Source organism: Mesorhizobium sp. P160187, assembly GCF_057766425.1.
In genome coordinates this window covers 693,590-718,316 of record NZ_JBYMDX010000003.1, presented here as the reverse complement: position 1 = coordinate 718,316, position 24,727 = coordinate 693,590, and the positions used below count along the sequence as shown (strand labels likewise).

Genomic DNA, 24,727 nt, shown 5'->3' with positions numbered 1-24,727 from the left:
ACCGGTTCCCACTTCTAGGGATCATGCTCCGGCGGGCGATGAAAATCACCGCCCCTTCCTCTTGCGCGCGACGATCTCAAGTCGCTTGTGCCACGTCAAGAGAAAGGGTATGGTTATCGTGTTGAAGGGTTGTCGTACAAGTGGAGGAGCTTGACGACCCTCACCAGGAGGTCCCGGCCGCGCTCCCCGCGCAAGATGCCGGGCGGAACAGAATTCAATCGGGAGGATTCGAGGTATGAACGACACGAAGAATTTTGCGGTCAACCGGCGCACGCTGATGATGGGCGCCACCGCCGGCGTGGCGGCACTCGCCATGCCGAGCGTGCTGCGCGCGCAGGACAAGCCGACGCTGGTGACGTCGATCCGCTCGCTGTCCAACCCCTATCACGCGGTGTGGAAGACCGGCGCGGAAGCGTATGCCAAATGGGCCGGGCTGGAACACGTCACGCTGGTTTCGGAAGGCAACAGCGAGAAGGGCATTGCCGACATCAAGGCGATGCTGGCCAAGACCGGCGGCAACATGGTGCTGAATTCCGATCCCAACGACACGCCCGATGCGCGCCCGATCGTCGAGGCCTGCGCCAAGGCCGGCGCCTATGTGGTGACGCAGTGGAACAAGCCTGGGGATCTGCACCCGAAGGATTTCAACCCGAACTATGTCTCGCATATCGAGTTCGACGGCATCGACAGCGGCAAGACCATCGCCGAGATCCTGTTCAAGACCATTGGCGGCAAGGGCGGCATCGTCGCACTCGGCGGCCTGATCTCGACCACGGCGGCGATCGAACGCAAGAAGGGCCTCGATGCGGCGCTCGCCGCCAACCCGGACATCAAGCTGCTCGACTTCCAGGTCGCCAACTGGAAGTCGACCGAAGCCTTCGACCTGATGGGCAATCTGCTCACCCGCTTCGGCGACGACATCAAGGGCATCTGGGCCGCCAATGACGATATGGGCTCCGGTGCACTGGAAGCGCTGCGTGCCGAAAATCTCGCCGGCAAGGTGCCGATCGTCGGCGTCGACGGCATCAAGACGGCGGTCGATGCGGTGCGCACCGGCGAGTTCGCCTGCACCGTCACTTCGGATCCGTTCTGGCAGGGCGGCATGGGTCTGGCCATCGGCTACAACGCCAAGATCGGCAAGTTCGACCCGACCAAGGAGCCCCCGGAGCACCGCGAGTTCTACGGCAAGGCGGTGCTGATCTCGCACGACAATGTCGAGGAATATTACAAGACCAATGTCGATGCGAAGCCCGAGATCGACTGGAACGATCTGTGGGGCCGGGTCACCGGAGCAATCCGCACCTGATCCATCGGAGTGGGCTGCAACTCCCTGGCGGCCCGCTTCCTCCCGCAGCCGTCGCGATCCCCTTGTCGCGACGGCTGTCACCAGCAGACGGGAAGCGGTTTCTTGACAATCCATACAGAACCCCTGAAGTCCGTTTCGGACATCGAGCGGACGACGCCCATGACACCGTTCCCCGGCCGCATCGCGACATTCCTGGGCGGCAGGCGCTGGCGCAGCCTGGCGCCGCTGGCGGTGCTGATTGTACTCTGCGTACTCATCGCCATTGCCAACCCCAATTTCATCGAGCTGCGCAATCTGGTGCGGCTTGCGAATTCCGCCGCCGTGCCGCTGACGCTGGCCATGGGGCTGACCTTCATCATCCTGATGGGCAGCATCGACCTCGCAGTCGAAGGCACGCTTTCGGTGGCGGCGATGGTGCTTGTGCTGCTCGCCGCCAATGACGGCAACGGCAACGACTATGGCTGGTGGGCGGTGCTCGCTGCCATCGCCGCCGGCACCGCCATGGGCTTCGTCAGCGGTCTCGTCCAGACCATGCTGCGCATCCCGTCCTTCATGGGCACGCTCGGCATGTGGTTCATCGGCCTCGGCCTGTCGGTCTATATGCTGGGCGGCACGGCCATCAAGCTGAACGACGCCTCGATCCGCGACCTGGCCTTGCACCGTTTCCTCGGCCTGCCGGTGGCGGTCTGGGTCGCGTTCGGCGCCTTCCTGCTCGCCACCGTCATCCAGTACCACACCAAGCTCGGCCGCCACATATTGGCGATCGGCGGTGATGAGGATGTCGCCAAGCTCTCCGGCGTCAATGTCGTGCGCGTGCGCATCATCGCCTTTGCGCTGGCCGGGTTCTTCTTCGGCATTGCCGGTGTGCTGGCCGCGGCACAGCTCGGCCAGTCGCATGCCGTCATCGGCGACGGCAGGCTGTTTGCCGCGGTTACCGCAGTGGTCGTCGGCGGCACCGCTTTGACCGGCGGCGAGGGCGGTGTGGTCAACACGCTGATCGGTGTGCTGATCGTCACCGTGCTTGCCAATGGCATGATCCTGCTCGGCATCTCGCCCTACATCCAGCAGACGGTGCAGGGTCTGATGATCATCGCCGCGGTGGCGCTGTCGCTCGACCGTGTCCGCCTGAAAATCGTCAAGTGAACGCCATGCTGCAGGCGTCCAACATCATCAAGAATTTCCCCGGCGTCCAGGCGCTGCGCGACGTCTCCATCGAGGTGCGGCCCAATGAAGTTGTCGGGCTGATCGGCGAGAACGGCGCCGGCAAGTCGACGCTGATGCGGGTGCTGGCCGGCGGCTACCGGCCGGATGGCGGCTCGCTCACGCTGGATGGCGAACAGCTGCGCATGCGCAACGCCCGTGATGCGGCCAGGCATGGCATCGGCATGGTGTTCCAGGAGCAGTCGCTGGTGCTGAACCTGACGGTTGCCGAAAACATCTATCTCGGCGAAGAGGACCGCTTCACCCGCTTCGGCATCGTCAATTGGCGCGCCATGAACGCGGCGGCGCGGCGGCAACTGGCCAAGATCGGCATCGACATCGACGTCACCGCGCGCACCTCCGAACTCACCTTCGCCGCGCGCCAGATGGTCGAGCTCGCCAAGGCGCTGACCCTGGAGGAAGTGGTCGAGCGGCAGTTGCTCATCCTGCTCGACGAGCCGACCTCGGTGCTCAACGCCGCCGACATCGAGGTGCTGTTCGCGCGGGTGCGCTCGCTCAAATCCCGGGCCAGCTTCGTCTTCGTCTCGCACCGCCTCGACGAGGTGCTCAATATCTCCGACCGCGTCTACACGATGAAGGATGGCGCCGTCGTTGCCGAACATCGTGCAGCCGAAGTCACCGCGCCTGAGCTGCACGAGATCATGGTCGGGCGCGGCCTGCAGGCCGAGTATTATCGCGAGGCCCGCCAGCTGGCGCCGCGACATACCGTGATGGTCGAGGCCAAGGGCCTTGGCGCCAACGGTTTCTATCACGGCGTCGATCTCTCGATCCGGGCGGGCGAGATCGTCGGCATTGCCGGCGTCGTCGGCTCCGGCCGCGAGGAGGTGACGCGCACCGTTGGCGGCTTCGTCCAGCATGATGCCGGCGAGATGAAAATCGCCGGCGATGCCGTGCGCTTCTCCTCGCCGGAACCGGCGGTGCGCAAGGGCATCGGCTATGTCCCGCGCGAGCGCCGGCTCGAAGGGCTGGTGATGTTCCTGTCGATCGCGGAGAACATTTCGCTGGCCGATCTCTCCAGCGTCATGCGCCATGGCGCCATCGATTATGGCAAGGAGCGCCGGCTTGCCGCCGACTGGATCAAGCGGCTGCGCATCAAGGCGCCCGGCCCCGATGCCGCCTGCCGCAAGCTCAGCGGCGGCAACCAGCAGAAGGTGGTGCTGGCGCGCTGGATGACGGCGGGCTCGCGCATCCTGGTGCTCGACCATCCCACACGCGGGCTCGATGTCGGAGCCAAGGAAGAGGTCTACGAGCTGGTGCGCGATCTCTCCGCGCAAGGCGTGGCGATTCTTTTGATTTCCGACACGCTGGAGGAAACGATCGGCCTGTCGCACCAGGTGCTGGTGATGCGCGATGGTGCAATCACCGCGCGCTTCGATGCCAGTCCGGGCAACAAGCCGAACCAGGTCGATCTTCTCAGGGCAATGGTGTGAGCCGATGAATGAAGCGTTCTCCATCAGGCGGGTTTTCGAAGGCAAGTGGACGCAAGGCGCCATTCCACTGGTGCTGCTTGTCGGCCTGCTTTTGATCATCGAGATCGCCGCGCCCGGCTTCCTGACCGGCGAGACCGTGGCGCTTTTGTTTGCCAACACCGCCGTGCTGTTCATCCTGGCGACCGGCGTCACCTTCGCCATTCTGCTCGGCGGCATCGATTTGTCGATCCAGGCGGTGGCGTCACTAGCCAGCGTCATCCTGGCGCAATTGCTGCCTTCGCTCGGCCTCGCCGCCTTTCCGGTGGCGATCCTGTCGGGGCTCGCCTTCGGCGTGTTGAGCGGCGTCGTTCACGTCAAGCTGCGCGTGCCGTCCTTCGTGGCGACGCTCGCCACCGGCGGCGTCGTCACCGGCCTGGCGCTCTGGGTCTCCAATGGCCGCGCCATCACCATCGAGGAGGCTGGTCGCGAAAACACCGCCTGGATCAACGCCACTGTCGCCGGCATTCCCGTGGTGGTGCTGATTTCGACGGTGATCGGCATCGCCGCCTTTCTGGCGCTGCGCTACACGCGCTTCGGCCGCCAGGCGATTGCGGTCGGCGCCGGCGAACCGGCGGCGTGGGCGGCGGGCATCAATGTCGACCGCACCAAGATCATCGCCTTTGCCGCGTCGGGTATGCTCGCGGCCATCGCCGGCGTCGTGCTGGCGGCCAGGCTGTCGAGCGGCTCGCCAGTGCTGGCCAACCAGCTGCTGCTGCCGGCCATCGCCGCCGTCATCGTCGGCGGCACGGCGATCACCGGCGGGCTCGGCGGCGTTGCCCGCACGGCGGTCGGCGCGCTGATCATCTCGATCGTGCGCATCGGCATGACCTTTGTCGGCGTCAATATCTTCCTGGAAAACATGGTGTTCGGCGCGGTGCTGATCGCTGCCGTCGCCATTACCATCGACCGCAGCAAGATCGCGGTCATCAAGTGATCCCGCCTCCCAGGCAAGCGCGGACAGGACGGGACCGCATCGGCGCGAGGCCGATGCGGTCCGGCCCGATCGGATCACATCGTGTCGAGGCCGATCAGCTCGATCTTGTAGCCGTCGGGGTCTTCGACGAAAGCGATGTGGGTGGTGCCGTGCTGCATCGGGCCGGGCTTGCGCGGGATCTTGGCGCCGCGCTTTTCCAGTTCGGCGCAGACGGCGTAGATGTCGTTGACGCCGAGCGCCAGATGGCCGAAGCCGGTGCCGATCTCGTAGGGCTCCTCGCGGCCCCAGTTCAGCGTCAGCTCGACGACGGCTTCCTTGTCCTCGGGGCCGTAGCCGACAAAGGCGTTGGTGAACTTGCCGCCGGGGTAGTCGTCGCGGCGCAGCAGGGTCATGCCGAGCACCTCGGTGTAGAAGGCGATCGACTTGTCGAGGTCGAGCACCCTGATCATGGTGTGCATATAGCGAAAGCCCGGGGCGTCGCTCATTGGGGAAGTCCTCCGAATTCTGTGATTTGCGGGTCTGATCATCCACATCGAACACTTGGCGGCAAGACGGCCTCGCTTGATGTTCTCAATCAGGGTTGTATGATAACACGACAACGTCGGTATTTGTCCAGTCGTTTTGCCGAGGGGCCCAGAGCCAATCCATGAATGCCGCGCCCTCCGCATCGCAGATCGCAGCCCTGGCCGGCCTGCTGCCGAATGGCGGGCTGCTGACCGAGGAAGTGGATCTGGCGCGCTACAGCCGCGATTGGTCGGGCGATCATTTCGGCCGGCCGCTGGCGGTGGCGCGGCCCTCTTCGGTTGAGGAGATGTCGGCGCTGATGCGGTTCTGCCATGCCGAGCGCATTCCGGTCGTGCCGCAAGGCGGCCTGACCGGGCTCGTGGGCGCCGCAGTGGCGGCGGATGGCGGCGAGATCGTCATCTCGCTGGAGCGCATGAACCGTATCCGTTCGATCAGCCCGATCGACTTTGCCATGGTGGTCGAGGCCGGCTGCATCCTCGAGGACGCCAAGCGTGAGGCTGAAGCGAGCGACTGCCTGCTGCCGATCACCTTCGGCGCGCAAGGCAGCTGCCGCATCGGCGGCAATGTCGCCACCAATGCCGGCGGCTTCAACGTGCTGCGCTACGGCATGACGCGCGACCTGGTGCTTGGCCTCGAAGTGGTGCTGGCCGACGGCCGCATCTGGAACGGGCTGAAAGTGCTGCGCAAGGACAATCGCGGCTATGATCTGAAGCAGATCTTCATCGGCTCGGAGGGCACGCTCGGCATCGTCACCGCGGCGGCGCTGAAACTATTCCCCAAGCCGACGCAGATCGAAACCGCGCTGCTTGGCCTGCGCTCCGTCGAGGACGCGATGGCACTCTATGCAAGGGCGAGGCGCGATTGCAGCGATTTGCTCACCGCCTTCGAACTGATCCTGCGCGGCGGCATCGAGATCACCATGCGCGAAGGCCAGGATTTTCCCGATCCGCTCAGCCAGCCCTATCCGGTCTATGTGCTGATCGAGGTGTCGTCGGGCGGGCTGATCGACCTCTCCAACATGCTGCTGGGGTTTCTCGGCAGCGTCGAGGACATCGTCGAGGACGGCGTCATCGCTTCGACCAGGGCTCAAGGTGAGCGGTTGTGGCTCTACCGCGAGATCATGGTCGAGCGGCAGGGCAGGGGCGGGCGCTACTTGCGCACCGATGTGTCGGTGCCGATCTCCAGGCTTGCCGATTTCGTCACCGATGCGCTGGCCGCCTTGGAGAAAGCCCGGCCCGACGCGCTGGCCGTCACCTACGGCCATGTCGGCGACGGCAACATCCACCTCAACGTCGTGCCGCCGGAAGGCATGGGCACCGAGGCGATGGAACATCTGTTCGAGCAGGCGGAAGCCGAGATCTTCACCGTCGTCGATCGCTATGGCGGCTCTATCAGCGCCGAGCACGGCATCGGCCGGGTCAAGCAGAAGGCGTTCCTCGAACGCATCGATCCGGTGACGCTCAACCTCGCCGCCGGCATCAAGGACGCATTCGACCCGCGCCACATTCTCAGCAACGGCCGCATTCTGGCGTCCGCACCCGCCGTCGACTATAGGTGAGCGATGACGCTGAAACTCGACAAGGTCAATCGCGGCCCACACCTCTCCACTCTGGTGGCCAGTTCCATCTCGCGCGAGATCGCGCAAGGCCGGCTGAAGCCGGGTGACCAGCTGCCGACCGAGGCGGCGCTGGCAACCACTTTCGGGGTCAGCCGCAACGTGGTGCGCGAGGCGATCGCGCGGCTGCGCTCGGAAGGCCGAATCTGGTCGCAGCAGGGGCGCGGCGCCTTCGTGGTCGAGAGCAACAACCCGACGGTGCTGACCATCGACCATGAGACGCTGCAGCGCGCCGACTCGTTTCGCAATCTGTTCGAACTGCGTGGCATCCTCGAAGTGCAGGCGGCGGCCCTTGCCGCAAAACGGCGCAGCGACGCCGATCTCAAAGCCATGGGCGATGCGCTGTCCGGCATGCGCGCCGCCCCCTATGGCAGCGTCGCCTGGCTGCGCAGCGACCTCGAATTCCACCGCACCGTCGCCGAGGCGACGCGCAATTCCTACATGGGCCAATTCCTGGTCTTCGTGTCCGAGCGGGTGCGCGAAAGCATTCTCGCCGCCGGCAACCAGCAAAAGTCGGACGACATGGCCCGCATCACGCTCGGCGAACATGAGCGCATCCTGAGAGCGATCCGTGCCGGCGACGCCGAAGGGGCGCAAGCCGCGATGCGCGACCACCTGGCGGGTGCGGCGTTGCGGGTGGGGTTGCATGAGGGGGAAGCTGCGGAGCCTGGTGCGCCGGTGCAGGAAGTGGCGTCTCCGGTGCGGCATTCGCGGTTGCGGAAGGCTGTGCGCGGGCAGGCTGGGGGATAGGCTTGCCTTATCCGCGCGCTGGGCCAATCGCCTATGGCAGCGCTGACCCCCACCCCGTCTCGGCTTCGCCGAGCCACCTTGCCGGGGCGAGCCACGGGTCTCGCCCGTCCTTCGGACCCCCCATTTCATGGGGGATGAGGAAATGCCAATCTCCGAGATCGCAGCCCTTCAAAAGCTTGGGTTTCCTCTCCCCCACGAATGTGGGGGTAGAGGTGGCTCGGCGAAGCCGAGACGGAGTGGGGGAGCGCCATATCAGATTTCACACGGTCGTCGGCTCAACCAGCTCAGGGCCGGAGATAGGCCGCCACCCACCGCGCTATTTCAGCGGCAGAAACAGCTCAAGCACCACCTCGCGCACCGGTCCGTTCGACGAAAAGTGCCGTTGGCAATAGATCGGAAAGTCGCGCGCCTCCTCGCCGCTGGCCGGAAGCCATTCGCGGTACAGGTAAAGCGCTGCCGGCTCGAGATTGTTGGTGTTGCCGGGGTAGCGCAGCACCGCGCAGCGTCCGCCGGGGATCACGCCGGCCTTCATCTGCGCGTCCTCCATCGGCTGGTCGGTCCCGGCACAGATGTCCATGCTGTAGTCGGCCGGCACCGCGGGCTCCCTTTCGGAACGGAAGATGTTGAAGGTCGAGCTTGTCTCGGGCGACAGGCCGGCGGCCTTGCGCCAGGCGATGAAGCGCAGGATGGTGTCCTGGAGCGTCGCCCGGTCACCCCGATGCTCCATGATCGCCACCGGCGTCGGGGGCACATCGCGTATCATGACGTCGTCGGGTTCGAAGATTATCTGCATGAGCGTGGTCCTTGCTTTTTCGAGCGGCCCGAAGGCCATGAGCAACGACCCCCAGTCGGGAGATTTCCGGAACGACGAAGGCGATTGCCCGAACCGTTGCCGAAAGGCGCGGGCGAAGGCATCCGGTGCGTCGTAGCCGGCATCCATCGCTATATCGGTGACGCTTTGGGCGTCGCTCTCGGCAAGCCTATACGAAGCGCGCTTCAGGCGGGCGAGCTGGACATAGCGATGCACGGACAAGCCGAAGGTTGACGTGAACTGCCGGTGGAAATGGTATTTCGAGAACGCCGCGACGCCGCTCAACGCCTCCAGGCCCAGATCGTCGTCCAGATGCTGGTCGATGTGGTCCAGCACCCGCTGCATCCGGGCATGGTAGTTTTCAAGTGCCGTCTTCATCGTCTCGTCCTGCGTGGCGACACCAGATAAGCGCTTCCGCACATATCGCGCTCGACCGATCTTGCGATTTGACATGGATGGGCCGGTGCAGGGCGCGGGCATTCATAACTGGGGAAGTTTAGCTGCTAGCAAGCTTCAGGGCAGCGGTTTCTTTCCGCGCCTCAATCGCGCCATCGGAGATGGCCGATAGCTCAGCAAGCAACGAAGGCTGCGTTTGAATTTTCTGCTTGCTATTTTCTGCAAGCAGAGTACCCCCTATGCGCAGCAAGCAGGAGATGATTCTATGGCAACGAAGAAAACTCCCCAGAGCCTCGGCGGATCGGCGCGGGCCGACAAACTGTCTGCGGATACACGCACGAAAATTGCCCGCAACGCTGCGCTGGCGCGACATGCCCCCAAGGTGGATCTTGATACAGGTTTGCCCCTTGCTCGATCTGAGGGTGTGCTTCCAATTGGCGACGTTAACATTGATGTCTATGTGCTTTGGGATCGCCGCCGCCTGGTTTCGAAACGAGCGATGGCAAAAGCCTTGGGGCTTAAATCGGAAGGCGGCAACGCGTTCCTGAAGACGCTTTCGGGTAAAACAATAGGATCCATAATCCCCGATGAACTATGGGAAAAAATCAAAAATCACATTGAATTCAAGCCGTTAATTGGGGATCCGGGCCACGGCTACGAAGCGACCGTTTTGATCGAGGTTTGCGATGCTTTGATTGAAGGGCGTGACAAGCTTCTCCCTTCACAGATGTTTCTCGCGCGCCAAGCTGAGATTATCATGCGGTCGGCGGCAAAGATCGGCATCATCGCTCTAATCGATGAGGCTACGGGATTCATTGAGGACAAAAGGCGGGAAGAATACCGAAACTTATGGCAGGAATTTATCCGTGACGAATTCCGGCAATGGGAAGACGCCGAATTTCCGGACGACATCTTCGACATGATGTACAAGCTCTATGGATTGAAGCGGATCAATCCGAATAGCTCAAAGCACCCACGTTTTTTTGCGAAATTCCTGCGTAAATACATTTATGTACCGCTGGCCAACAGCAATGGCGGGATACTGGAACAGCTTGAGGAAAAGAACCCCGTTGTCTACGCGAACGGCGGTCGTAGGTTTAAGCTATTTCAGTTTCTGAGCGACGAAGTCGGCTTGCCGGCGTTGCGGCAGCATATGTGGCAGGTCGTCGGAATAGGGCGGTCCGTTAAAACAAAAGAGCAGTTTGAACGGTCGTTCTATAGCGCCTTTCCCGAGGCGCTACCCCGCAAGGGTGACGGCCAGTTGTCGCTTTTTGACGATTAGCCGGGCAACCGAGGACACTTCGACAAAAGACAAACGCGAATTCAGTATTCGTACGCACACTTTTCTTTGTCTTTGTGGTGAGGATCAAAAAACACAATACGCAGGCAATTGCGCTCGCGAACGCCATATATTCTTGTCCCAGCATCGAGGCGCAGCGAAAACAACGTGTCCGCCAAGATACTCTTACTCGTTAACCTCTCTTGAACGACTTTCTTGAATTTGTCCCTGGAAATGTCATGGCTGTTGTTGCCCTTGCCCTCTCCCTTTCCTCCTGCGGCTTTTAATATTTCAGCCCAGGTCATTGTTTCAAATGAGGCCAGATGGTTTTCGACATGCGTACGGATGCTTGCAACGTGAGAAACGCAACATGCGTGTCCCCACGGACCATCCCAGTCAAAGTCGATGAAGCGCCAAACCGGTGTCTGTTTAAGGTATGACTCAGGATCGGATTGAATCCGCACATCCCCAGCCCGTGGTTTTTTTGCGTACTTGGGTTGCTTGCGCGCCATTTACGTCAAGGACGAATAATATTCATGCATTGCGGACGGCTTGATTTCGGCGGTGCTGCGGTCACCGGCGGAAGCACCGCGCCTCGCATCAAGCCATGGATCTTCTGAGTGCGTGAGGTCGCTAAGCACTGGGCAGAGCGCTTGCCGTAAAACTTAAGCACGTTCTTAATCGTGCGGCGTTCGCGCTTGGAAAGATTTGCCGAATTGCCCTTTGCGATATGAGAAACCTTAAACGTATTTGCGTGCTCGCGCCAAAGATCTGGACAGACAGGGCCATCCTTCCAAGCTTCAATACGATTGTGGAATATCTGATCGTCAGCCCAGACCATGTGCCACGCCTGAGAATAGTAAACGAGCTTCTGCAGCTTCATGGCTGACAACTCACCCTGCTCATCCAAGATGAACTGCGCGACGTCGAAAACATTTGCCATTTTCTGCTCCTTCCTCAGCGTTCCAGCCGAAGAAGCCCCCAGAGCTTCGAATCGGCACACTATGCCCGATGTACAATACGCACAATACGGGGCTTTTGTGCGGCGCACAATGAATGCTGCGATGCAGCATGCCCGCTTATAGGATGACCCACAGGATTAAAGGAACCGTTCCCAACAGGCATGGTTCCAATTTCAACCTGAGACACTACCCTTTCGCTTCAATTCGGCCTTAGGGGATTTGGGGCGAGGGTTGGTGGATTGCGGCGTGCAGTTCCCATCACGCCTTTGCCGCCTCCACCAACGACACCCCGTTCAACCCCGCAACAATATCCGACAGCGCCGGCACGAACTTCTCGCCATGACCCGTCGTGACGGCCATCGCAAACCCATTGCGCACCACGGCGCCGATCGGGTTGGCGATGCCGGCGGACTGGGCGAAGGAGGCGAGGTAGGTCATGTCCTTGAGCGCATTGGCGATGGCGAAGCGCTGGGCGTTTTCGTTGCGGTTCAAGACGAAATCGAAGAAGGCCTGGTAGAAGCCGCAATCCATGCGGCTGCCGGAGATGACGCTGTTGAAGACCTGCGGCGTCAGCCCGGCCTTGGCGCCGAGGCTCAGCGCTTCCGAGTAGATCGCGGAATAGCCCATCGAAACGAAATTGTTGAGCAGCTTCATGGTGTGGCCGCTGCCGGTCGGGCCGGTGTGGACGACACGCGCGGCGAAGGCCTCGAGCACCGGCCGGGCGCGGGCGACGATCTCGGCCGGACCGCCGACCATGACGTCGAGCTTGCCCTCAGTGGCTTCCTTGGGCGTGCGCGCCAGCGGCGCGTCGATCAGCGTCATCCCCTGCTCCGCGAGGTCGGCGGCAAGTGCTGTCGTCGATGACGGATTGGAGGTCGAGCAGTCGATGATCAGCAGCGGCGTCTTGGCCGCAGCAAGCCCGTCTGCGCCCTTGACCAGCGCTTCGACCTCGCGCGAACCGGTGACGCACAGGATGACGATGTCGCTCGCGGTGGCGAGTTCGCGCGGGCTTGGCGCTTCGGTGGCGCCGGCGGCGATCAGCCGGTCGGCGGCCGTGCGGCTGCGGTGGACATGCACCGTCAGCGGCCAGCCCTTGCGCAACAGATTGTCGGCCATGCCGGCGCCCATGCTGCCCAGGCCGATGAAGCCGATGCGTTCTTTCATGCAATCCTCGGGTTCTTTCATGTAATTCTCCTTGGACCCACACCGGCGGGCTCACCTTTCGTCACCTTGCGGCGGGCACCTGTCGATGCAATTCTTTGAATAAGATTCGGCCTTCGAACAAGAATCGAACCGGAGTGCCACCGATGGCGGAGCCCATGACTTTCGACGCCATACCGCAGGCGCCCAACCTGCGGACGGGTCTGGTCAACACGCTGATCGCGCAGATCGAATCCGGTGACCTTGCGCCGGGGCAGCGGCTGCCGACCGAGCAGGAGATTGTTGCTGCCACAGGCGTCAGCCGCACCGTGGTGCGCGAGGCGCTGGCGGCGCTGCGTGCGCGCGGGCTGATCACCACGCGCCAGGGGCTCGGCGCCTTCGTCGCCAAGGATCCGCCGCCGAAGATTTTTTCCGTGCTGCCCGACGATCTCGAATCGATCGACGAGGTGCTGCGCGTGCTCGAACTGCGCATGGGCATCGAGGTCGAAGCGACCGGCCTTGCCGCCGAGCGGCGCAGCGAGGCGGCGCTCCAGCAGATGAGCGCGCGGCTCGATGCGCTGGAGGCTGCGGTGCGCGCCGGCGGCTCCGGCTCGGAAGAGGATTTCGGCTTCCACCGCGCCATTCTCGCGGCGACGCAGAACCCGAATTTCACCCGGCTGTTCGACACGTTCGGCAGCGCCATGGTCCCGCGCCATTGGACGCGGCTCGACCGCATGACGGAGGCCGAGCGGGAAAAATATCTCGACCGCATGCAGCGCGAGCACCGTGCCATTCTCGGGGCCATCGAAGCCAGGGACGTCAACGCCGCGCGCCGCGCTATGCGCAGCCATCTGACCAAAAGCTATGCCCGCTTCGAGGATCTGCGCGACAAGGCTGTTCACGATTAGGGAGCCAACCACGGTTGACGGACTGCTCATCCGGCGACCCCGTCGGAGATCGAGTTCGCGAATCAGCGACATGTTCCTCCCGGCTCGAAATCGTTGCAATCTTACCGGGTTGTCATACAACCCTGTGATCTGGTAAATCCAGGGAAGAGGGATGTCAATCGCGTTGCCATGCGGTATGAGGCTCCCCGAAGAATCGCAATCATGGAGCCGGCATTGCCGGCGAAGCCGCAGTCAGGAACAGCGAGATGCATTCACGGAAATTTGGCCGTACCGGCAGATCAGTCAGCGAGATCGGCTTCGGCGCTTGGGCGATCGGCGCCGCCTGGGGCGAGGTCAATGACAACGATGCGGTCGCCGCCCTGCATGCCGCGCTCGATGCGGGCGTCAGCTTCCTCGACACGGCCGACGTCTATGGCGACGGCCGTTCGGAAAAACTGATCGCACGGGTGATGAAGGAACGTGGCGGCGCGCGCCCGTTCATCGCCACAAAGGCCGGACGGCGGCTGCCGAAGCAGACCGTCGAAGGCTACAGCGTCGAGAACCTCAACGGCTGGATCGACCGCAGCCTGAAATACCTCGAGACCGACACGCTCGACCTGGTGCAGCTGCATTGCCCGCCGACCGATCTTTACTACCACCCGGAGGTGTTCGAGCGTCTCGACCGTTTGGTGGAGCAGGGCAAGATCCGCAATTACGGCGTCAGCGTCGAGCGTGTCGAAGAGGCGCTGAAGGCGATGCAATATCCCGGCGTCGTCAGCGTGCAGATCATCTTCAACGCCTTCCGCCAGCGCCCGGCCGAGCTGTTCTTCGACCAGGCGAAGAAGAACGATGTCGCCATCATCGCCCGCGTGCCGCTGGCCAGCGGCCTGTTGTCCGGCAAGTTCAGGGCGGACACCAAGTTCGAGACCACCGACCATCGCCTGTTCAACAGGAATGGCGAAGCCTTCGATGTCGGCGAGACGTTTTCGGGCGTGCCCTATGAGGTCGGGCTGGCGGCGGTCGAGAAGGTGCGGCCGCTGGTGTCAGGCGAGACCACGATGGCGAAATTCGCGCTGCGCTGGATCCTGATGTTCGACGCGGTGACGGTTGTCATTCCCGGCGCCCGCAATCCGGCGCAGGCGGTTTCCAATGCGGAAGCGGCGGAGCTTGCGCCGTTGTCCTCCGAGTTGATGGCCAAGGTGAAGGCGGTCTACGACGAGAACATCAAGCCCTACGTGCATCAGCGCTGGTAACCCGGCGCCTGCCGCCCTCGACCGGCTGACTGACCAGAGGCCAGCCGGGCCAAATTGCGTTCGTCCGTCACAAGCCGTGCAGCGGATTCCATGATCCATCGGTCATTTAATCGACCGCGCCGCTTGTTATTGTGCAGTGCAGCAACGATATTGCTGCGTGTGCGTTGTGTGCACGAGTCTGCCCATTCCGGCGCGCAAGGATACCGATTTGCGAGACATATCCGATACGATCGCCCGGCTGAGCGCGATACGCGGCCGGCCAGCCGGTACAGGACAGAGCAAGGACGACCACCTGTCCGAGATGACAGGGTTCGGGTCCAATCCGGGCGCCTTGCGCGCGCGGTTTTATCGTCCTGAAAACCTACCGAAGCAGGCGGCGCTGGTCGTGGTGCTGCATGGCTGTACCCAGACTGCCGCCGGCTACGACCATGGTTCCGGCTGGACCGAACTCGCCGACGAGCAGGGTTTTGCCGTGCTTTTCCCCGAGCAGCAGCGCGCCAACAACGCCAATCTTTGCTTCAACTGGTTCGTGCCGGGCGATATAAGCCGCGACAGCGGCGAGGCGCTGTCCATCCGCCAGATGATCGAGGCGGCGGTGGTCACCCACGGTCTCGACCGCAAGCGGATCTTCGTCACCGGTCTTTCCGCCGGCGGCGCCATGGCGGCGGTGATGCTGGCGACCTACCCGGACGTGTTTGCCGGCGGCGCGATCATTGCCGGGCTTGCCTATGGCAGCGCCTCGACCATCCCCGAAGCCTTCGACCGCATGCGTGGCCATGGCGGCCCGTCCAGAACCGACCTGCAGCGTCTGTTGCGGGAGGCTTCGCCGCACAAGGGGCCGTGGCCGAGGATTTCGATCTGGCAGGGCTCGGCCGACACGACCGTGGTGCCTTCCAATGCCGGCGCGGTGCTGGCGCAATGGCAGGGCGTGCACGGCCTCGCTCAAGCGCCGACACGCACGGAAAAGGTCGACGGTCAGAGCCGCAAAGTCTGGTCCGATGGCAAAGGCCGCGACGTGGTCGAGGCATACAGCATTGCCGGCATGGGCCATGGCACGCCATTGCAGGCGGGCGGCGACAATGCTCTCGGCAAAGCAGGGCCGTTCATGTTGGATGCCGGGATTTCCTCGACGCGCCACATCGCCCGTTTCTGGGGGCTGACGAAGCCAGAGGTACGACGCACGGCGAAAGCCGAGGCCGGTTCAGGCACTGCATTGCAGCCTTTCTCGCCGAAGGAAAAACCGCGAGCCGTCCGTGTCGATCCGGCCCCGGAGCCTGTCAATCCGCCAGGCGGTCCGGCGGGCGGGATTACCAAGGTCATCGAGGACGCGCTGCGGGCAGCGGGATTGATGCGCTGAGGCTGAGGCTCGCCCCGCACACGCCCAAAATACAAGGGCAAGCGCCAGCATCATTATCGCAGCAGGCCTTCGTCCTCGAACGCATCCCAGCCCTTCAATCCGGGCGCCGGGCCGTCCGTGTCCCGGGCCTTCCTCGCAGTGCGAGCCTGGTCGGTGCCCTTTCCCGCGCGCGTCAACGCGGCCTTGCCCGCGCCGCGCCGCCTGTTCTCGGCGACTTCCTGGACATCCTGCTCTCTCCACACGGTTGCCAGATCGCGGTCCAGGACGTCCTCGATGTGGCGTGGGTCGAAAACGTGGAAGGTGACAGACTTTGATCGCCCACGCATCTTGACCGTGCGTGTGCCGGCGCTTTGCAGCCGACCGTCCTTGAGCCATTTGTGGCGCTCGCGCGAAGAGATCGTAAGGATATCCTCGACCTCGCGTGGAAGCACAGGCAGCGCCTCCACTCCCTCCAGTGTTTTGGAGATACTGGCAGAGGCGGCCTTGAACGCTTCCGCTTCGGATCTCGACATTCGCAATGCGATGCGCCCCGTCTCGGCCTTGACGTGCTTCCTGACTGCCCATGGCAGGCGGGCTCTGACTTCACGTTCGATCCCCTTGGAGCGCACGGCGGACCCGAGTGTCGCTGACGGCGACAACGGCCATTCGGCAATCAGTTGCGGGGACGGGCTCATGCCTTCCTGGGGCTGGTTTCGTTGGTTCGATGCTAACACGGCAAGAGCCGGTAAAGCCAAGGCAACAGCGAAAAGGGGCAGGTCCGATGAGAACCCGCCCCCTTACGGCCGAATCTGAACGTCGCTTGCAGCGCGCCGACAGCACCCTCGGCCCCGCCGCCGTACGGCGGCGGGGCTCGATGATCAGAGTGGGCTGGCGTTGCGCGTTTTGTCGCGCTCGGCCTCGATGTCGGTGTAGGGGTCGGCATCGGCATCGAAGCCGGTCCAGCCACCGGCTTCATAGGCGCGTCGGCGGTCTTGCAGATCGACCGAGTTGGACTCGCCAAGAATACGCTCGGCCTCGTCGGCGAGTTCGTCACTGACCCTGGCGGTCACCATCGTGCCACCGCGGCGAACGCCCTCCGCATAGACATGCGCATCCCTTTCGGGGACGCCGGACTCGGTCAGCGCCCCGACGATGCCGCCGGCAGCGCCACCGACGACCGCGCCGCCAACGGCGCCGACCGCGGTGGCGGCCAGCCATCCTGCGGCCACGACCGGACCGACGCCCGGAATGGCCATGATGCCAAGCCCTGTCAGAAGCCCGCCGGCGCCGCCAATGACGGCTCCGAGACCGGCGCCGCCGGCTGCATCCTCGGCGGCGTTGGAGGTGTCGCCATCGTCGTACCAGTCGTCCGAATTGTTGGCGACGATGCTGATGTCGGCCTGCGGCACGCCGATTGCCTCCAGTTCGCCGACGGCATCGGAGGCATCATCGTAGTTGTCGAAAAGTCCGGTTACGGTTTTCATGGTCTTGATCTCCTCGATCTGGTTCAGAGGTTCAGTTGGCGCCGGCAACGACGTTGCCCTGATAATCGAGCGCCACGGTCGTGGTCTTGCCATCCTTGGTGGCCTGACCGCGCCAGATGCCCTGGTCGTCTTTGGTCAGCTTGGACACGCCGGAGAAGCCGGCATCCTGAATGCGGCTCTTCGCCTGATCCTCGGTGAAGCTGTTGGCACCCGGGACCGGGGCGGCCGGATTGGTGGTGTCGGTCGTGCTCACGGCCGGGGTGGTGGAGCTGGTGGTCGACGATGCATTGTCGGCGGAAGCGATCTTCTCGACCATTTCCTGATGCATTTTGAGCGTCGGCAAGGTCTCGGAGGCGAAGGTCTTCAGCTGCGCGTTGTCGCCGTCCTTGGCGTAGCTCTCGAACAGCGTGACCGCCTCCGAATGCGCATCGCGCTGCATCTGGACATAGGGCTTGTCGACGGCATCGTTGGCATTCTGCAGAGCCTCCAGATCGGCCTTGTGCTTGGCGTCCAGCTCCGTCGGCACTTTCAGCTTCTGTTCGCCGGCGATGGTCGCAAGCTTGGCGTTGGCGGCGCCGTGATCGTCGATCATCTTCTTGGCGAAATCCTTAACGCCTTGATCCTGGGCCTTGCCTTCTGCGATCTTGCTGGAATCCACTTCGAACAGGCCGCCGATGGCGGCCTTGTCGACAAAGTCCTGAGCACTGTCGGCGGCGAAGGCGGGCAGGGCGAAGACCATGGCTGTGGCGGTGGCCAGCGAAGCTAGAAGAACACGTGTTTTCATGGACAGAAATCCTCGTTGGGGCACACATCGTGCTGTGAGCCTAACCAGTGCGGCCAAGCTTTGTTCCGCCGCCAAAGCGTTATAGCCGGGAGGGTCGATGCCGCGATGATGGCCCCTCGTCAGCGGCTTTTTGCGCCTTTGCCATGCCGACGCTGAGGACGGCGACCCGCTCGATGGGCGCCTTGCAAGTCGATCAAAAAGGGAAACGAGGCCCTTCGCCGCCGGCAAGTGAACACCGCCCGCGGTGACCTATCGAGGTTCAGCGATCGTTGCGTTCGAGGCGGCGCGCAACCTCTGTTTGTGCGACCTGCAGCAGCGTGTCTATTTCGAACATCGCCGCCGCATGGCCGCCGTCGCGAATGACACGGCGGGCGCGGTGGAGCAGGTCGGAGACCGTCCGCAGCGTTTCAGCATGGCTCGATCGATTCGACAAATGCGTGCCCTCCATCAGCCACAACCGTTGGATCGGGAGAGTGTTCCCAAAGTTAGCGGCCGGCCGGGCGAATGACTGTGACGCAGGCAGCGGAACCATCCTTGTCCGTTGGCCGTTCCCCCTGCCTCAACGAAAGGAACAGCCATGGCCGACAACGACACCCCGAAGGACACCGCGAAGGACACCCCCAAGGACACCCCGAAGATTTCCGCCCGAGAGGCCCAGGAGGCCCTGGAGAAGCAGGTCGCATCGCTGAGGCGCGAGATCAGCAAGATCAACCGGACGCTTGCCGACCGCGCAGAAGATGCCGTCGGCGAAGCCGGCGGCTGGTACGGCAGCGCGACCGAGCGCGCGGCACGGGCAACGCAGCAGCTGAGATCGCAGGCGCAGACGGTGTCCGAAGCCGTCCAGCAAAATCCCGGCACCATCAGCAGCGCTTTCGTGCTTGGTGGCATTGCCGGGTTGTTGATCGGCATGCTGCTCGGGCAAAGCCAGGAACGCGACCGAAGCTGGTTCTAGCGGCGTATCTTATGAATATTGCGCCCGCCGGCTTTGCTGGCGGGCTTTGTATGGACGCCAGATCACTGTGGCTTTGAGTGAAAAACTCCCCGCTCGGGTAAACGGGATTTGTGGTCGGCGCCGCCTGGACGGCGCCCTGACAGTTGAGTTTCCCTGCCGCGGTCGTATGTTGTTGACCGCAGTGGAGGATCACAAATGCCCATTCGACGCAAAGCCACCGAGGCCGGCGTTTTGCAGCCATCCGAACTCGAGCTGTTGGGCCGTGTATTCGAGCAGCTTAAGCGCGACGGTCAGTCGCCCGAAGCACGCGACGCCATCGCATCCCGGATTATCGCGAACTATATGGCCGGCGTGGTCGACGAAGCCGAGCTCGTCAGTCTTTCGAGGCAACCGCTGGGCCGGTAGTGCGCTTTCCATTCCGGGTTCAGAAGAGTTTCAGGTCGTCAAATCAGAGGGATAAGGCAATGCCGGCTGACCCACCGATAGAGCGACGGTCGCATATCCGTGATCTTGTTCTGAAGGAAGCGACAATCCGCGTTGGCGACGCCAGTATCAATTGTCTGGTTTGCAACCAGCACGCTCACGGTGCGGAGCTGCGGGTGAAGGCCGATACCGCAATCCCCGACCGTTTCGTGCTTCACGTGCCGGTCGATCATACCAGCTATCGCGCCGTGGTGCGGTGGAGACGGAACGAGCGACTTGGGGTGCAACTCGATTCGGGACGGCAGGCGTAGATGGCGGTAGCCGGGACGGATCACCCAGCTGTTCAAGTGCAGGGTTGATGGGACAAGGCAGGGCTCGTTTGCGGCACGAACGCTTCTTTCTATGCTGCTTGCGATTTGCAATCAGTTGCTATAGCGTCTGACTGCTTGCATTACAAGCGGTTGGTCCGTGGACCCACTAGGTGAAGGCGCTGCTTTTGGGCAAACTTATCTTGGGAATGAACGTTTCCATCGATGGCTATGTCGATGACCTTGCCGGAAATCTGGTCATGGGCGCACCAAGCCAGAAGCACTTCGAGTACTGGATCGAGACGATTCGCAACCATGCCGGCGCTGTGTATGGCCGCCGGATGTACGAGGTCATGCGCTATTGGGACGATGATCACGCGGAATGGGATGCTTCGCTTCGCCAGTTCGCGACACTCTGGCGCAAGCTGCCCAAATGGGTCGTTTCGCGCACACTTTCACGGGTCGGCCCGAACGCCACCCTCATCTCCGGCGATATTGAAACGCAGATTCGCGAGATCGCGGCCCGCACGGAGGGTATCCTGAGCGTTTCCGGTCCGGAACTGGGCGGTCTTATGACCGGGCTGGGCCTGATTGAGGAATATCATCTGCACGTGAGGCCGTTCGTGCTCGGCAAGGGCAAGCCTTTCTTCCACGAGGCAAGGCCTCCGCTGCAACTGGTGTCGAGCACATTGATCGATGACGATACCGTTCATATGATCTATGTGCCGCGAGGCTGAACGATAAGGCGCTTCAGCGCCAACATGCGAACCAACACGTACGTTCGCAGTGGGCCTGGTCCCGGCCTTCGCACCGAGGTCTCACATGTCAGCTTGCGTGCTGGGTATCCAAGCAGCAGAGGGTCTGCTGTCGGCCGAAAATCTGCCGGTCAGCAATGCGCCCCATGCCGGTCAAAGAGGCCTTGCCGCCGTTCCTCCATAAGCAGACATTGCAGACCTACAAGGACATCGCTTTTACGCCCGAAGCGCCGCTTCGGTTGGTCCTTCAGTGACCTGGCGGCACAAGGGCGTCGTCCTCCACCGCCCGACCTCGTCCGCAACTCATCGTTGCCGCCAGCGGCTCTGCTCCTGGCCTTCCCGCGATGACCGAGCGGGTAGTGAAACATCATGGTCAAGCCTGAAAAGCAAGGTCCAACCTAGCCGCCTTTCCAGGCCTGCGTCATCATCGTCCAGCAGTTCAGGATCCTGCGTGCGCCAGCCGGGTCCGTCGGGTCGGCCGGCCGCACAGTTTTTTTCATCCCGCTGGAACATTGGCGAAGGAATGCAGTTGGTGTCGCTGCAGATGCCGCCGCGTGGTGCCTGTGGGCGATTGGTGGCAACACCTGATCGGCCGCCGCTCCTTTACGAGGCGGCTTAGCGTGTGAGCCAATCCTGCAGCAAAGGCCTTGGGATTGGAACGACCAACAGGAGGCAGTCATGAAGCACCAGACACTCGATCAACTCCAGTCAGTCGCGGACATCAGTCCACTATCGCCGGCTCTGCTGGCTACAAGGACGCAACGGATAGAGCGGTGGGCGGAACTGCTCTATCGAAATCCTACGCGCTCCCTTGTGGCTCTCACCGGGACTGAGCATCTGCATCCCTCTGTCCGCGGAGAAGCGCGCGCGGTCGGATCGGCGATCAGTGTCGCCTTTGACGATCCACTGCTGCGTGCATCGGGCATGCAATCGGATACCTACGGGGAAGCCAGACGCTTCTTCGAACTCTCCGATTGGCAGTTGCATGAGATCGTCTGCAGTTGCCACACCGGCGCCACCATGCAGGCTGGCTGGGCCGCCGGGCGTGTCCGCAGGGTCCTCAATGGGAGCAAGATATTGGCTTGGCTGAGAAAAGGATTCATGCCGCACTGAGACACAGCGCTTGCGCCTGAAGAAGCATGCAGGCTCCAGCAGAGATTGCGTCGGCTCCGCGAAGGCATGGCTGACCTCAATGGAGTAGGGCGGCCGAGTTGCTTGCGACTTCAGAAATGACGTTCACCATTGCTTAGTGGACCTCGTCAGGGTGATCGGCAAGTTCGTGAATAGCGAGTACCAGCGCCAGTTTCGACCAACCGGTCGGCAGCGCCCTCGTGACCAAGCGGGGTTACTTATCCTCGGTGCGTCACATGTGCGCTTCGTCAGCGGTATAGCCTGCCAATCCCTCCACAGCCGTTTTGACGCTGCGAAAAGCTCGAGGCGTGAGGGGGCAATTTAACCCAGGAATCCCGAAAACGGACCTTCCGCTTTCGGCCCCGAAATTGAAATCCGAGGCACCCCGCCATCACCCCGGAAAGATCGTAAACCCGCCATCGACGCGGAGCACCTGCCCATTGACAAATCGTGCGCGGGGGCCGGCTAGAAAGGCCACCGCCTCGGCGATCTCCTCCGGCTCGGCATAGCGGTTCAGCGACTTCTTGCTCGAATCCATGCGCTCCGGATCGACCGTGCGGGTCGCCTGGAAGCGTGCCGTCTTCGTGGCGCCTGGGCTGACCGCGTTGATGCGCACGCCGTCGTCGATCAGTTCCTTGGCGAGACAGCGCGTGTAATGCACGACCGCGGCCTTCAAGGTGGAGTAAACGACCTCGGGCGAGCAGCCGAGATGTGCCGCCGCGGAGGCGATGTTGATGACGGAGCCGCCGCCGCGCTGCTTCATCGGCGGCACGAAGGCCTGGCAGACCAGCATCGTGCCGATCAGATTGTTCTCGGTGAGCACGCGGATGTCGTCCAGTTCGATGTCGAGGGCGTTGTTCGGGTTCGGCTTGCCGCCCTTGGCGCCGATGTCGCCGCCAGCGCAATTGACCAGCACATGGACGTCGCCGAGATCGGCCTCGATCCTGCGCTTCATCTCGGCCACCGCCTTCTGGTCGCCAATGTTGCCGGTCACCGACGTGACCTTCGTGCCGTGCCGCTTCAGGCGCTCGACCACTTCGCCGAGATTGGCGAACTCGCCGTACTTCGCCGGCGCTTCCTCGTCCATGTCGTGGATCGCGACATTGGCGCCGAGTTCGGCCAGGCGCTCGGCCATCACGCGGCCGAGGCCACGGCCGGAGCCGGTTACGAAGGCGGTCAATCCATCGAGTTCACGTGCCGTCATCGGATATTCTCCATCAGTTTGCGCATCTTGGCGGCGCTGCGCCGGATCATGTCGAGCTCATAGGAAACCAGTGAGACGTCGGCTTCGCGCTCCCAAGGCGTGCGGTAGTCGGCATCGTCGGGCAGCCGGTTGCGCTGCGCGGCCGCCAGGCAGGCGGCAAATTCGCGTGCCGTCTTCTGCGGATAGCCGCGCCACCAGTCGTCGCTGAGATAGCGGACATGCCGGGCCTCCAAGGCGCCCGGTTCGAGAACGGCGGTCATGCGATCGTGGTGTTGGCCAAGAATGGCGAACAGCTCGGCAAACGGCACCGCACCGTCGCCGATGGCACAACGGATCAGCCGGTAACCTTCGGTCGTGAACTGCACGCGGTAATCCTTGAGGTGGACATGGCGGACATAGGGGGCGATCACCTTCGTAAAATCGAGCGGCGCTTCGCCGACCGGGAACGTGTTGCCGGTGTCGAAGGTGACGCCCACACTGTCACCACCTAGCGCGCAGAATTCGACGAGTTCCCGGCTGGTGAAGTCCTGGTGGTTTTCGATCGCAAGGACATACCCTTCGGCATTCGCGCGGGGACCCCATTCCACCAATCGCTCTCGAATGATGCCGACGTACTCGCTCCATTTTTCGCCGGCGGCGTTGCGGTCGCCGCAGAGAATGGGCGTCAGCGCCGTCCGGATGATTTTGGCCTTGAGCAGGCGCGCGGCCCGAAACGCATCGTCGAGCGGTTCGCCCACCAGCAGGCCGCCGCTGACGACCGGCGTGATGCGAAGGCCGGCGAGCCGTTCGCGCAGCGCGATCACCGCGTCGTCGGAAAGCTCGGTCAGCCATGGCACCCAGATCTCCAGCACGCGCGCGCCGAGATCGGTCGCGAGCGCGATGAAACCTTCGAGCCCCGCCGGCTGCGGATTGGCGCGTGGCGTGCCGCGGCCCTGGAGGCCGAGATGATAGGTCAGGCCGTAGGGGTTCAGGCCGACCTCGAGCATGAAGCGATCCTTTGAGTCAGGTGTGGTCATCTCAGGCCGGCATCCACGGTGATCGACTGCTTGGTGATCATGCGGCTGTCGTCGGCGGCGAGGAACAGCACCGTGCGCGCGATCTCCTCGCCGAGCAGAACCTTGCGGATCACCTGGCGCTGCACGACCTGGTCGACCGAACCTTGGGTCTTGTACCAAAGCTCCCGCTGCCGGTCGGTGATGACGGCGCCCGGCTCGATGGCGTTGACGCGGATGTTGTCGGGGCCAAACGCCCGCGCCAGCGCGAAGGTCAGCCCGACCACCGCAGCCTTGGCCGCCGCATAGGGCGCCATCTCTGAGGCGCCGAAACGCCAGGCGATCGAGGAAAAATTGACGATCGAACCAAAGCCCACTTCCTTCATGTGCGGATGCACGGCCTGGGCGGCAAAGAAGTGGTGCCTGAGGTTCACATCCTGGGCATGGTCCCATGTCGCCTGGGTCACGTCGGCGACCGGCTGGCGATTGTCATCGGCGGCGTTGTTGACCAGCACTGCGACAGGCCCGAGGCGGTCGCGCACCGTGCCGATCGCGGACTGGAGGGCGGGGATATCGGTCACATCGCAGCGCAGGAACAGGGGCGCGTGCGCTGCCGCGGCGGCGAGTTCCCGCGCGAGCGCCTCGCCGGCCTCCTGCTGCAGATCAAGAAACGCCACTCGTGCGCCATTGGCGGCGAAGGCGCGGACCGTGTCGGCGCCGATGCCCGACGCACCGCCGGTGATCAGCACGACACGCTCGGACAGGCTCGGATAGGTGGCGAAGGACAAGGCGGAACTCTTTTCAGATCAA

The 24,727-nt window shown here is 63.0% G+C and carries 27 protein-coding genes; 14 read left to right on the top strand and 13 right to left on the bottom strand.

Annotated elements, in window-relative coordinates:
- The first annotated feature begins 235 nt into the window (after nt 1-235).
- The 4 genes from AC3CCE_RS06765 (at nt 236) to AC3CCE_RS06750 (ending at nt 4,930) form a co-directional block, all read left to right on the top strand.
- The gene (locus tag AC3CCE_RS06765; RefSeq protein WP_023683136.1) at nt 236-1,306 is read left to right on the top strand and encodes a sugar ABC transporter substrate-binding protein; all 1,071 of its coding nucleotides are present in this window, start codon (nt 236-238) and stop codon (nt 1,304-1,306) included.
- Between the two features lie 102 nt (nt 1,307-1,408).
- Complete coding sequence (locus tag AC3CCE_RS06760; RefSeq protein WP_352624783.1) at nt 1,409-2,449, top strand: ABC transporter permease; 1,041 nt, start codon at nt 1,409-1,411, stop codon at nt 2,447-2,449.
- A gap of 5 nt (nt 2,450-2,454) precedes the next feature.
- A complete protein-coding gene (locus AC3CCE_RS06755; protein WP_352624983.1) occupies nt 2,455-3,957 on the top strand; it encodes a sugar ABC transporter ATP-binding protein in 1,503 nt (500 codons plus the stop codon).
- 4 nt (nt 3,958-3,961) lie between these two features.
- The gene (locus AC3CCE_RS06750) at nt 3,962-4,930 is read left to right on the top strand and encodes an ABC transporter permease (protein WP_023683139.1); all 969 of its coding nucleotides are present in this window, start codon (nt 3,962-3,964) and stop codon (nt 4,928-4,930) included.
- A gap of 74 nt (nt 4,931-5,004) precedes the next feature.
- Here AC3CCE_RS06750 and gloA read toward each other — a convergent pair whose 3' ends face one another.
- A complete protein-coding gene (gene gloA, locus AC3CCE_RS06745; protein ID WP_019856614.1) occupies nt 5,005-5,415 on the bottom strand; it encodes a lactoylglutathione lyase in 411 nt (136 codons plus the stop codon).
- Nucleotides 5,416-5,576: 161 nt separating this feature from the next.
- On the opposite strand from gloA, the gene AC3CCE_RS06740 reads away from it, so the two are divergent.
- Nucleotides 5,577-7,013: an FAD-binding oxidoreductase gene (locus AC3CCE_RS06740; RefSeq protein WP_352624781.1), complete on the top strand. Its 1,437-nt coding sequence runs from the start codon at nt 5,577-5,579 to the stop codon at nt 7,011-7,013.
- 3 nt (nt 7,014-7,016) lie between these two features.
- Nucleotides 7,017-7,820, top strand: coding sequence for a FadR/GntR family transcriptional regulator (locus AC3CCE_RS06735; RefSeq protein ID WP_352624779.1), 804 nt, complete (start codon nt 7,017-7,019; stop codon nt 7,818-7,820).
- Nucleotides 7,821-8,136: 316 nt separating this feature from the next.
- On the opposite strand, the gene AC3CCE_RS06730 is transcribed toward AC3CCE_RS06735, so the two are convergent.
- Nucleotides 8,137-9,009 carry an AraC family transcriptional regulator gene (locus AC3CCE_RS06730; RefSeq protein ID WP_352624777.1) on the bottom strand — a complete coding sequence of 291 codons (873 nt, stop codon included), beginning with the start codon at nt 9,007-9,009 and terminating at the stop codon, nt 8,137-8,139.
- A gap of 283 nt (nt 9,010-9,292) precedes the next feature.
- Here AC3CCE_RS06730 and AC3CCE_RS06725 point away from each other — a divergent pair, with 283 nt between their 5' ends.
- On the top strand, nt 9,293-10,309 hold the full coding sequence (locus AC3CCE_RS06725) for a P63C domain-containing protein (protein ID WP_352624775.1): 1,017 nt from the start codon (nt 9,293-9,295) through the stop codon (nt 10,307-10,309).
- A gap of 41 nt (nt 10,310-10,350) precedes the next feature.
- On the opposite strand, the gene AC3CCE_RS06720 is transcribed toward AC3CCE_RS06725, so the two are convergent.
- The 3 genes from AC3CCE_RS06720 to AC3CCE_RS06710 all read right to left on the bottom strand — a co-directional run bounded on the left by AC3CCE_RS06720 (nt 10,351) and on the right by AC3CCE_RS06710 (nt 12,432).
- Complete coding sequence (locus AC3CCE_RS06720; RefSeq protein ID WP_352624773.1) at nt 10,351-10,818, bottom strand: hypothetical protein; 468 nt, start codon at nt 10,816-10,818, stop codon at nt 10,351-10,353.
- 5 nt (nt 10,819-10,823) lie between these two features.
- Nucleotides 10,824-11,249: a Panacea domain-containing protein gene (locus AC3CCE_RS06715; protein ID WP_352624771.1), complete on the bottom strand. Its 426-nt coding sequence runs from the start codon at nt 11,247-11,249 to the stop codon at nt 10,824-10,826.
- Between the two features lie 277 nt (nt 11,250-11,526).
- Complete coding sequence (locus tag AC3CCE_RS06710; protein ID WP_352624981.1) at nt 11,527-12,432, bottom strand: NAD(P)-dependent oxidoreductase; 906 nt, start codon at nt 12,430-12,432, stop codon at nt 11,527-11,529.
- Nucleotides 12,433-12,575: 143 nt separating this feature from the next.
- Between AC3CCE_RS06710 and AC3CCE_RS06705 the strand changes: the two genes are divergently transcribed.
- The 3 genes from AC3CCE_RS06705 (at nt 12,576) to AC3CCE_RS06695 (ending at nt 15,905) form a co-directional block, all read left to right on the top strand.
- Nucleotides 12,576-13,316, top strand: coding sequence for a FadR/GntR family transcriptional regulator (locus tag AC3CCE_RS06705; RefSeq protein WP_023686499.1), 741 nt, complete (start codon nt 12,576-12,578; stop codon nt 13,314-13,316).
- Nucleotides 13,317-13,561: 245 nt separating this feature from the next.
- Complete coding sequence (locus AC3CCE_RS06700) at nt 13,562-14,548, top strand: aldo/keto reductase (protein WP_023750122.1); 987 nt, start codon at nt 13,562-13,564, stop codon at nt 14,546-14,548.
- Nucleotides 14,549-14,756: 208 nt separating this feature from the next.
- Nucleotides 14,757-15,905, top strand: coding sequence for an extracellular catalytic domain type 1 short-chain-length polyhydroxyalkanoate depolymerase (locus AC3CCE_RS06695; RefSeq protein ID WP_023750123.1), 1,149 nt, complete (start codon nt 14,757-14,759; stop codon nt 15,903-15,905).
- Between the two features lie 53 nt (nt 15,906-15,958).
- Here the strand turns inward: AC3CCE_RS06695 and AC3CCE_RS06690 are convergent, their stop codons facing one another.
- The 4 genes from AC3CCE_RS06690 to AC3CCE_RS06675 all read right to left on the bottom strand — a co-directional run bounded on the left by AC3CCE_RS06690 (nt 15,959) and on the right by AC3CCE_RS06675 (nt 18,600).
- The gene (locus AC3CCE_RS06690) at nt 15,959-16,579 is read right to left on the bottom strand and encodes a hypothetical protein (protein ID WP_050596050.1); all 621 of its coding nucleotides are present in this window, start codon (nt 16,577-16,579) and stop codon (nt 15,959-15,961) included.
- A 183-nt stretch (nt 16,580-16,762) separates the two neighbouring features.
- Nucleotides 16,763-17,368 carry a general stress protein gene (locus AC3CCE_RS06685; RefSeq protein ID WP_023710869.1) on the bottom strand — a complete coding sequence of 202 codons (606 nt, stop codon included), beginning with the start codon at nt 17,366-17,368 and terminating at the stop codon, nt 16,763-16,765.
- Nucleotides 17,369-17,399: 31 nt separating this feature from the next.
- Entirely contained in the window at nt 17,400-18,152 is a 753-nt protein-coding gene (locus tag AC3CCE_RS06680) for a DUF4142 domain-containing protein (protein ID WP_023671088.1), read from the bottom strand.
- Between the two features lie 259 nt (nt 18,153-18,411).
- A complete protein-coding gene (locus AC3CCE_RS06675; RefSeq protein ID WP_023671089.1) occupies nt 18,412-18,600 on the bottom strand; it encodes a hypothetical protein in 189 nt (62 codons plus the stop codon).
- 129 nt (nt 18,601-18,729) lie between these two features.
- Between AC3CCE_RS06675 and AC3CCE_RS06670 the strand changes: the two genes are divergently transcribed.
- Together AC3CCE_RS06670 and AC3CCE_RS06665 are read left to right on the top strand one after the other, a co-directional pair.
- On the top strand, nt 18,730-19,104 hold the full coding sequence (locus AC3CCE_RS06670; RefSeq protein ID WP_023750126.1) for a hypothetical protein: 375 nt from the start codon (nt 18,730-18,732) through the stop codon (nt 19,102-19,104).
- A gap of 195 nt (nt 19,105-19,299) precedes the next feature.
- Nucleotides 19,300-19,509 (top strand): hypothetical protein, encoded by a 210-nt coding sequence (locus tag AC3CCE_RS06665; RefSeq protein WP_023671091.1) that lies wholly within the window; start codon nt 19,300-19,302, stop codon nt 19,507-19,509.
- A 38-nt stretch (nt 19,510-19,547) separates the two neighbouring features.
- On the opposite strand, the gene AC3CCE_RS06660 is transcribed toward AC3CCE_RS06665, so the two are convergent.
- Nucleotides 19,548-19,760 carry a hypothetical protein gene (locus AC3CCE_RS06660; protein ID WP_023698778.1) on the bottom strand — a complete coding sequence of 71 codons (213 nt, stop codon included), beginning with the start codon at nt 19,758-19,760 and terminating at the stop codon, nt 19,548-19,550.
- Between the two features lie 263 nt (nt 19,761-20,023).
- On the opposite strand from AC3CCE_RS06660, the gene AC3CCE_RS06655 reads away from it, so the two are divergent.
- On the top strand, nt 20,024-20,572 hold the full coding sequence (locus tag AC3CCE_RS06655) for a dihydrofolate reductase family protein (RefSeq protein ID WP_023824588.1): 549 nt from the start codon (nt 20,024-20,026) through the stop codon (nt 20,570-20,572).
- Nucleotides 20,573-21,268: 696 nt separating this feature from the next.
- Nucleotides 21,269-21,703 carry a hypothetical protein gene (locus AC3CCE_RS06650; protein ID WP_023671095.1) on the top strand — a complete coding sequence of 145 codons (435 nt, stop codon included), beginning with the start codon at nt 21,269-21,271 and terminating at the stop codon, nt 21,701-21,703.
- A gap of 409 nt (nt 21,704-22,112) precedes the next feature.
- Here the strand turns inward: AC3CCE_RS06650 and AC3CCE_RS06645 are convergent, their stop codons facing one another.
- From AC3CCE_RS06645 to AC3CCE_RS06635, 3 genes are read right to left on the bottom strand one after another with little or no spacing between them, the layout of a single operon-like run.
- Nucleotides 22,113-22,925, bottom strand: coding sequence for an SDR family NAD(P)-dependent oxidoreductase (locus AC3CCE_RS06645; protein WP_352624766.1), 813 nt, complete (start codon nt 22,923-22,925; stop codon nt 22,113-22,115).
- Nucleotides 22,922-23,941 (bottom strand): sugar phosphate isomerase/epimerase family protein, encoded by a 1,020-nt coding sequence (locus tag AC3CCE_RS06640; RefSeq protein WP_352624764.1) that lies wholly within the window; start codon nt 23,939-23,941, stop codon nt 22,922-22,924. The genes AC3CCE_RS06645 and AC3CCE_RS06640 overlap by 4 nt, the downstream gene beginning before the upstream one ends.
- Nucleotides 23,938-24,705 carry an SDR family NAD(P)-dependent oxidoreductase gene (locus AC3CCE_RS06635; RefSeq protein WP_023828264.1) on the bottom strand — a complete coding sequence of 256 codons (768 nt, stop codon included), beginning with the start codon at nt 24,703-24,705 and terminating at the stop codon, nt 23,938-23,940. The genes AC3CCE_RS06640 and AC3CCE_RS06635 overlap by 4 nt, the downstream gene beginning before the upstream one ends.
- Between the last annotated feature and the right edge of the window lie 22 nt (nt 24,706-24,727).

Excerpts from the sequence above, each read along its gene's own strand:
- AC3CCE_RS06740 (WP_352624781.1), top strand. The coding sequence starts at position 5,577 with ATGAATGCCGCGCCCTCCGCATCGCAGATCGCAGCCCTGGCCGGCCTG.
- AC3CCE_RS06735 (WP_352624779.1), top strand. The coding sequence starts at position 7,017 with ATGACGCTGAAACTCGACAAGGTCAATCGCGGCCCACACCTCTCCACT.
- AC3CCE_RS06690 (WP_050596050.1), bottom strand. The coding sequence starts at position 16,579 with ATGAGCCCGTCCCCGCAACTGATTGCCGAATGGCCGTTGTCGCCGTCA.
- AC3CCE_RS06705 (WP_023686499.1), top strand. The coding sequence starts at position 12,576 with ATGGCGGAGCCCATGACTTTCGACGCCATACCGCAGGCGCCCAACCTG.
- AC3CCE_RS06750 (WP_023683139.1), top strand. The coding sequence starts at position 3,962 with ATGAATGAAGCGTTCTCCATCAGGCGGGTTTTCGAAGGCAAGTGGACG.
- AC3CCE_RS06665 (WP_023671091.1), top strand. The coding sequence starts at position 19,300 with ATGCCCATTCGACGCAAAGCCACCGAGGCCGGCGTTTTGCAGCCATCC.
- AC3CCE_RS06755 (WP_352624983.1), top strand. The coding sequence starts at position 2,455 with ATGCTGCAGGCGTCCAACATCATCAAGAATTTCCCCGGCGTCCAGGCG.
- AC3CCE_RS06680 (WP_023671088.1), bottom strand. The coding sequence starts at position 18,152 with ATGAAAACACGTGTTCTTCTAGCTTCGCTGGCCACCGCCACAGCCATG.
- AC3CCE_RS06645 (WP_352624766.1), bottom strand. The coding sequence starts at position 22,925 with ATGACGGCACGTGAACTCGATGGATTGACCGCCTTCGTAACCGGCTCC.
- AC3CCE_RS06725 (WP_352624775.1), top strand. The coding sequence starts at position 9,293 with ATGGCAACGAAGAAAACTCCCCAGAGCCTCGGCGGATCGGCGCGGGCC.
- AC3CCE_RS06730 (WP_352624777.1), bottom strand. The coding sequence starts at position 9,009 with ATGAAGACGGCACTTGAAAACTACCATGCCCGGATGCAGCGGGTGCTG.
- AC3CCE_RS06670 (WP_023750126.1), top strand. The coding sequence starts at position 18,730 with ATGGCCGACAACGACACCCCGAAGGACACCGCGAAGGACACCCCCAAG.
- gloA (WP_019856614.1), bottom strand. The coding sequence starts at position 5,415 with ATGAGCGACGCCCCGGGCTTTCGCTATATGCACACCATGATCAGGGTG.
- AC3CCE_RS06685 (WP_023710869.1), bottom strand. The coding sequence starts at position 17,368 with ATGAAAACCGTAACCGGACTTTTCGACAACTACGATGATGCCTCCGAT.
- AC3CCE_RS06700 (WP_023750122.1), top strand. The coding sequence starts at position 13,562 with ATGCATTCACGGAAATTTGGCCGTACCGGCAGATCAGTCAGCGAGATC.
- AC3CCE_RS06640 (WP_352624764.1), bottom strand. The coding sequence starts at position 23,941 with ATGACCACACCTGACTCAAAGGATCGCTTCATGCTCGAGGTCGGCCTG.
- AC3CCE_RS06720 (WP_352624773.1), bottom strand. The coding sequence starts at position 10,818 with ATGGCGCGCAAGCAACCCAAGTACGCAAAAAAACCACGGGCTGGGGAT.
- AC3CCE_RS06710 (WP_352624981.1), bottom strand. The coding sequence starts at position 12,432 with ATGAAAGAACGCATCGGCTTCATCGGCCTGGGCAGCATGGGCGCCGGC.
- AC3CCE_RS06765 (WP_023683136.1), top strand. The coding sequence starts at position 236 with ATGAACGACACGAAGAATTTTGCGGTCAACCGGCGCACGCTGATGATG.
- AC3CCE_RS06660 (WP_023698778.1), bottom strand. The coding sequence starts at position 19,760 with ATGATCGACCGGCACGTGAAGCACGAAACGGTCGGGGATTGCGGTATC.
- AC3CCE_RS06675 (WP_023671089.1), bottom strand. The coding sequence starts at position 18,600 with ATGGAGGGCACGCATTTGTCGAATCGATCGAGCCATGCTGAAACGCTG.
- AC3CCE_RS06715 (WP_352624771.1), bottom strand. The coding sequence starts at position 11,249 with ATGGCAAATGTTTTCGACGTCGCGCAGTTCATCTTGGATGAGCAGGGT.
- AC3CCE_RS06650 (WP_023671095.1), top strand. The coding sequence starts at position 21,269 with ATGAAGCACCAGACACTCGATCAACTCCAGTCAGTCGCGGACATCAGT.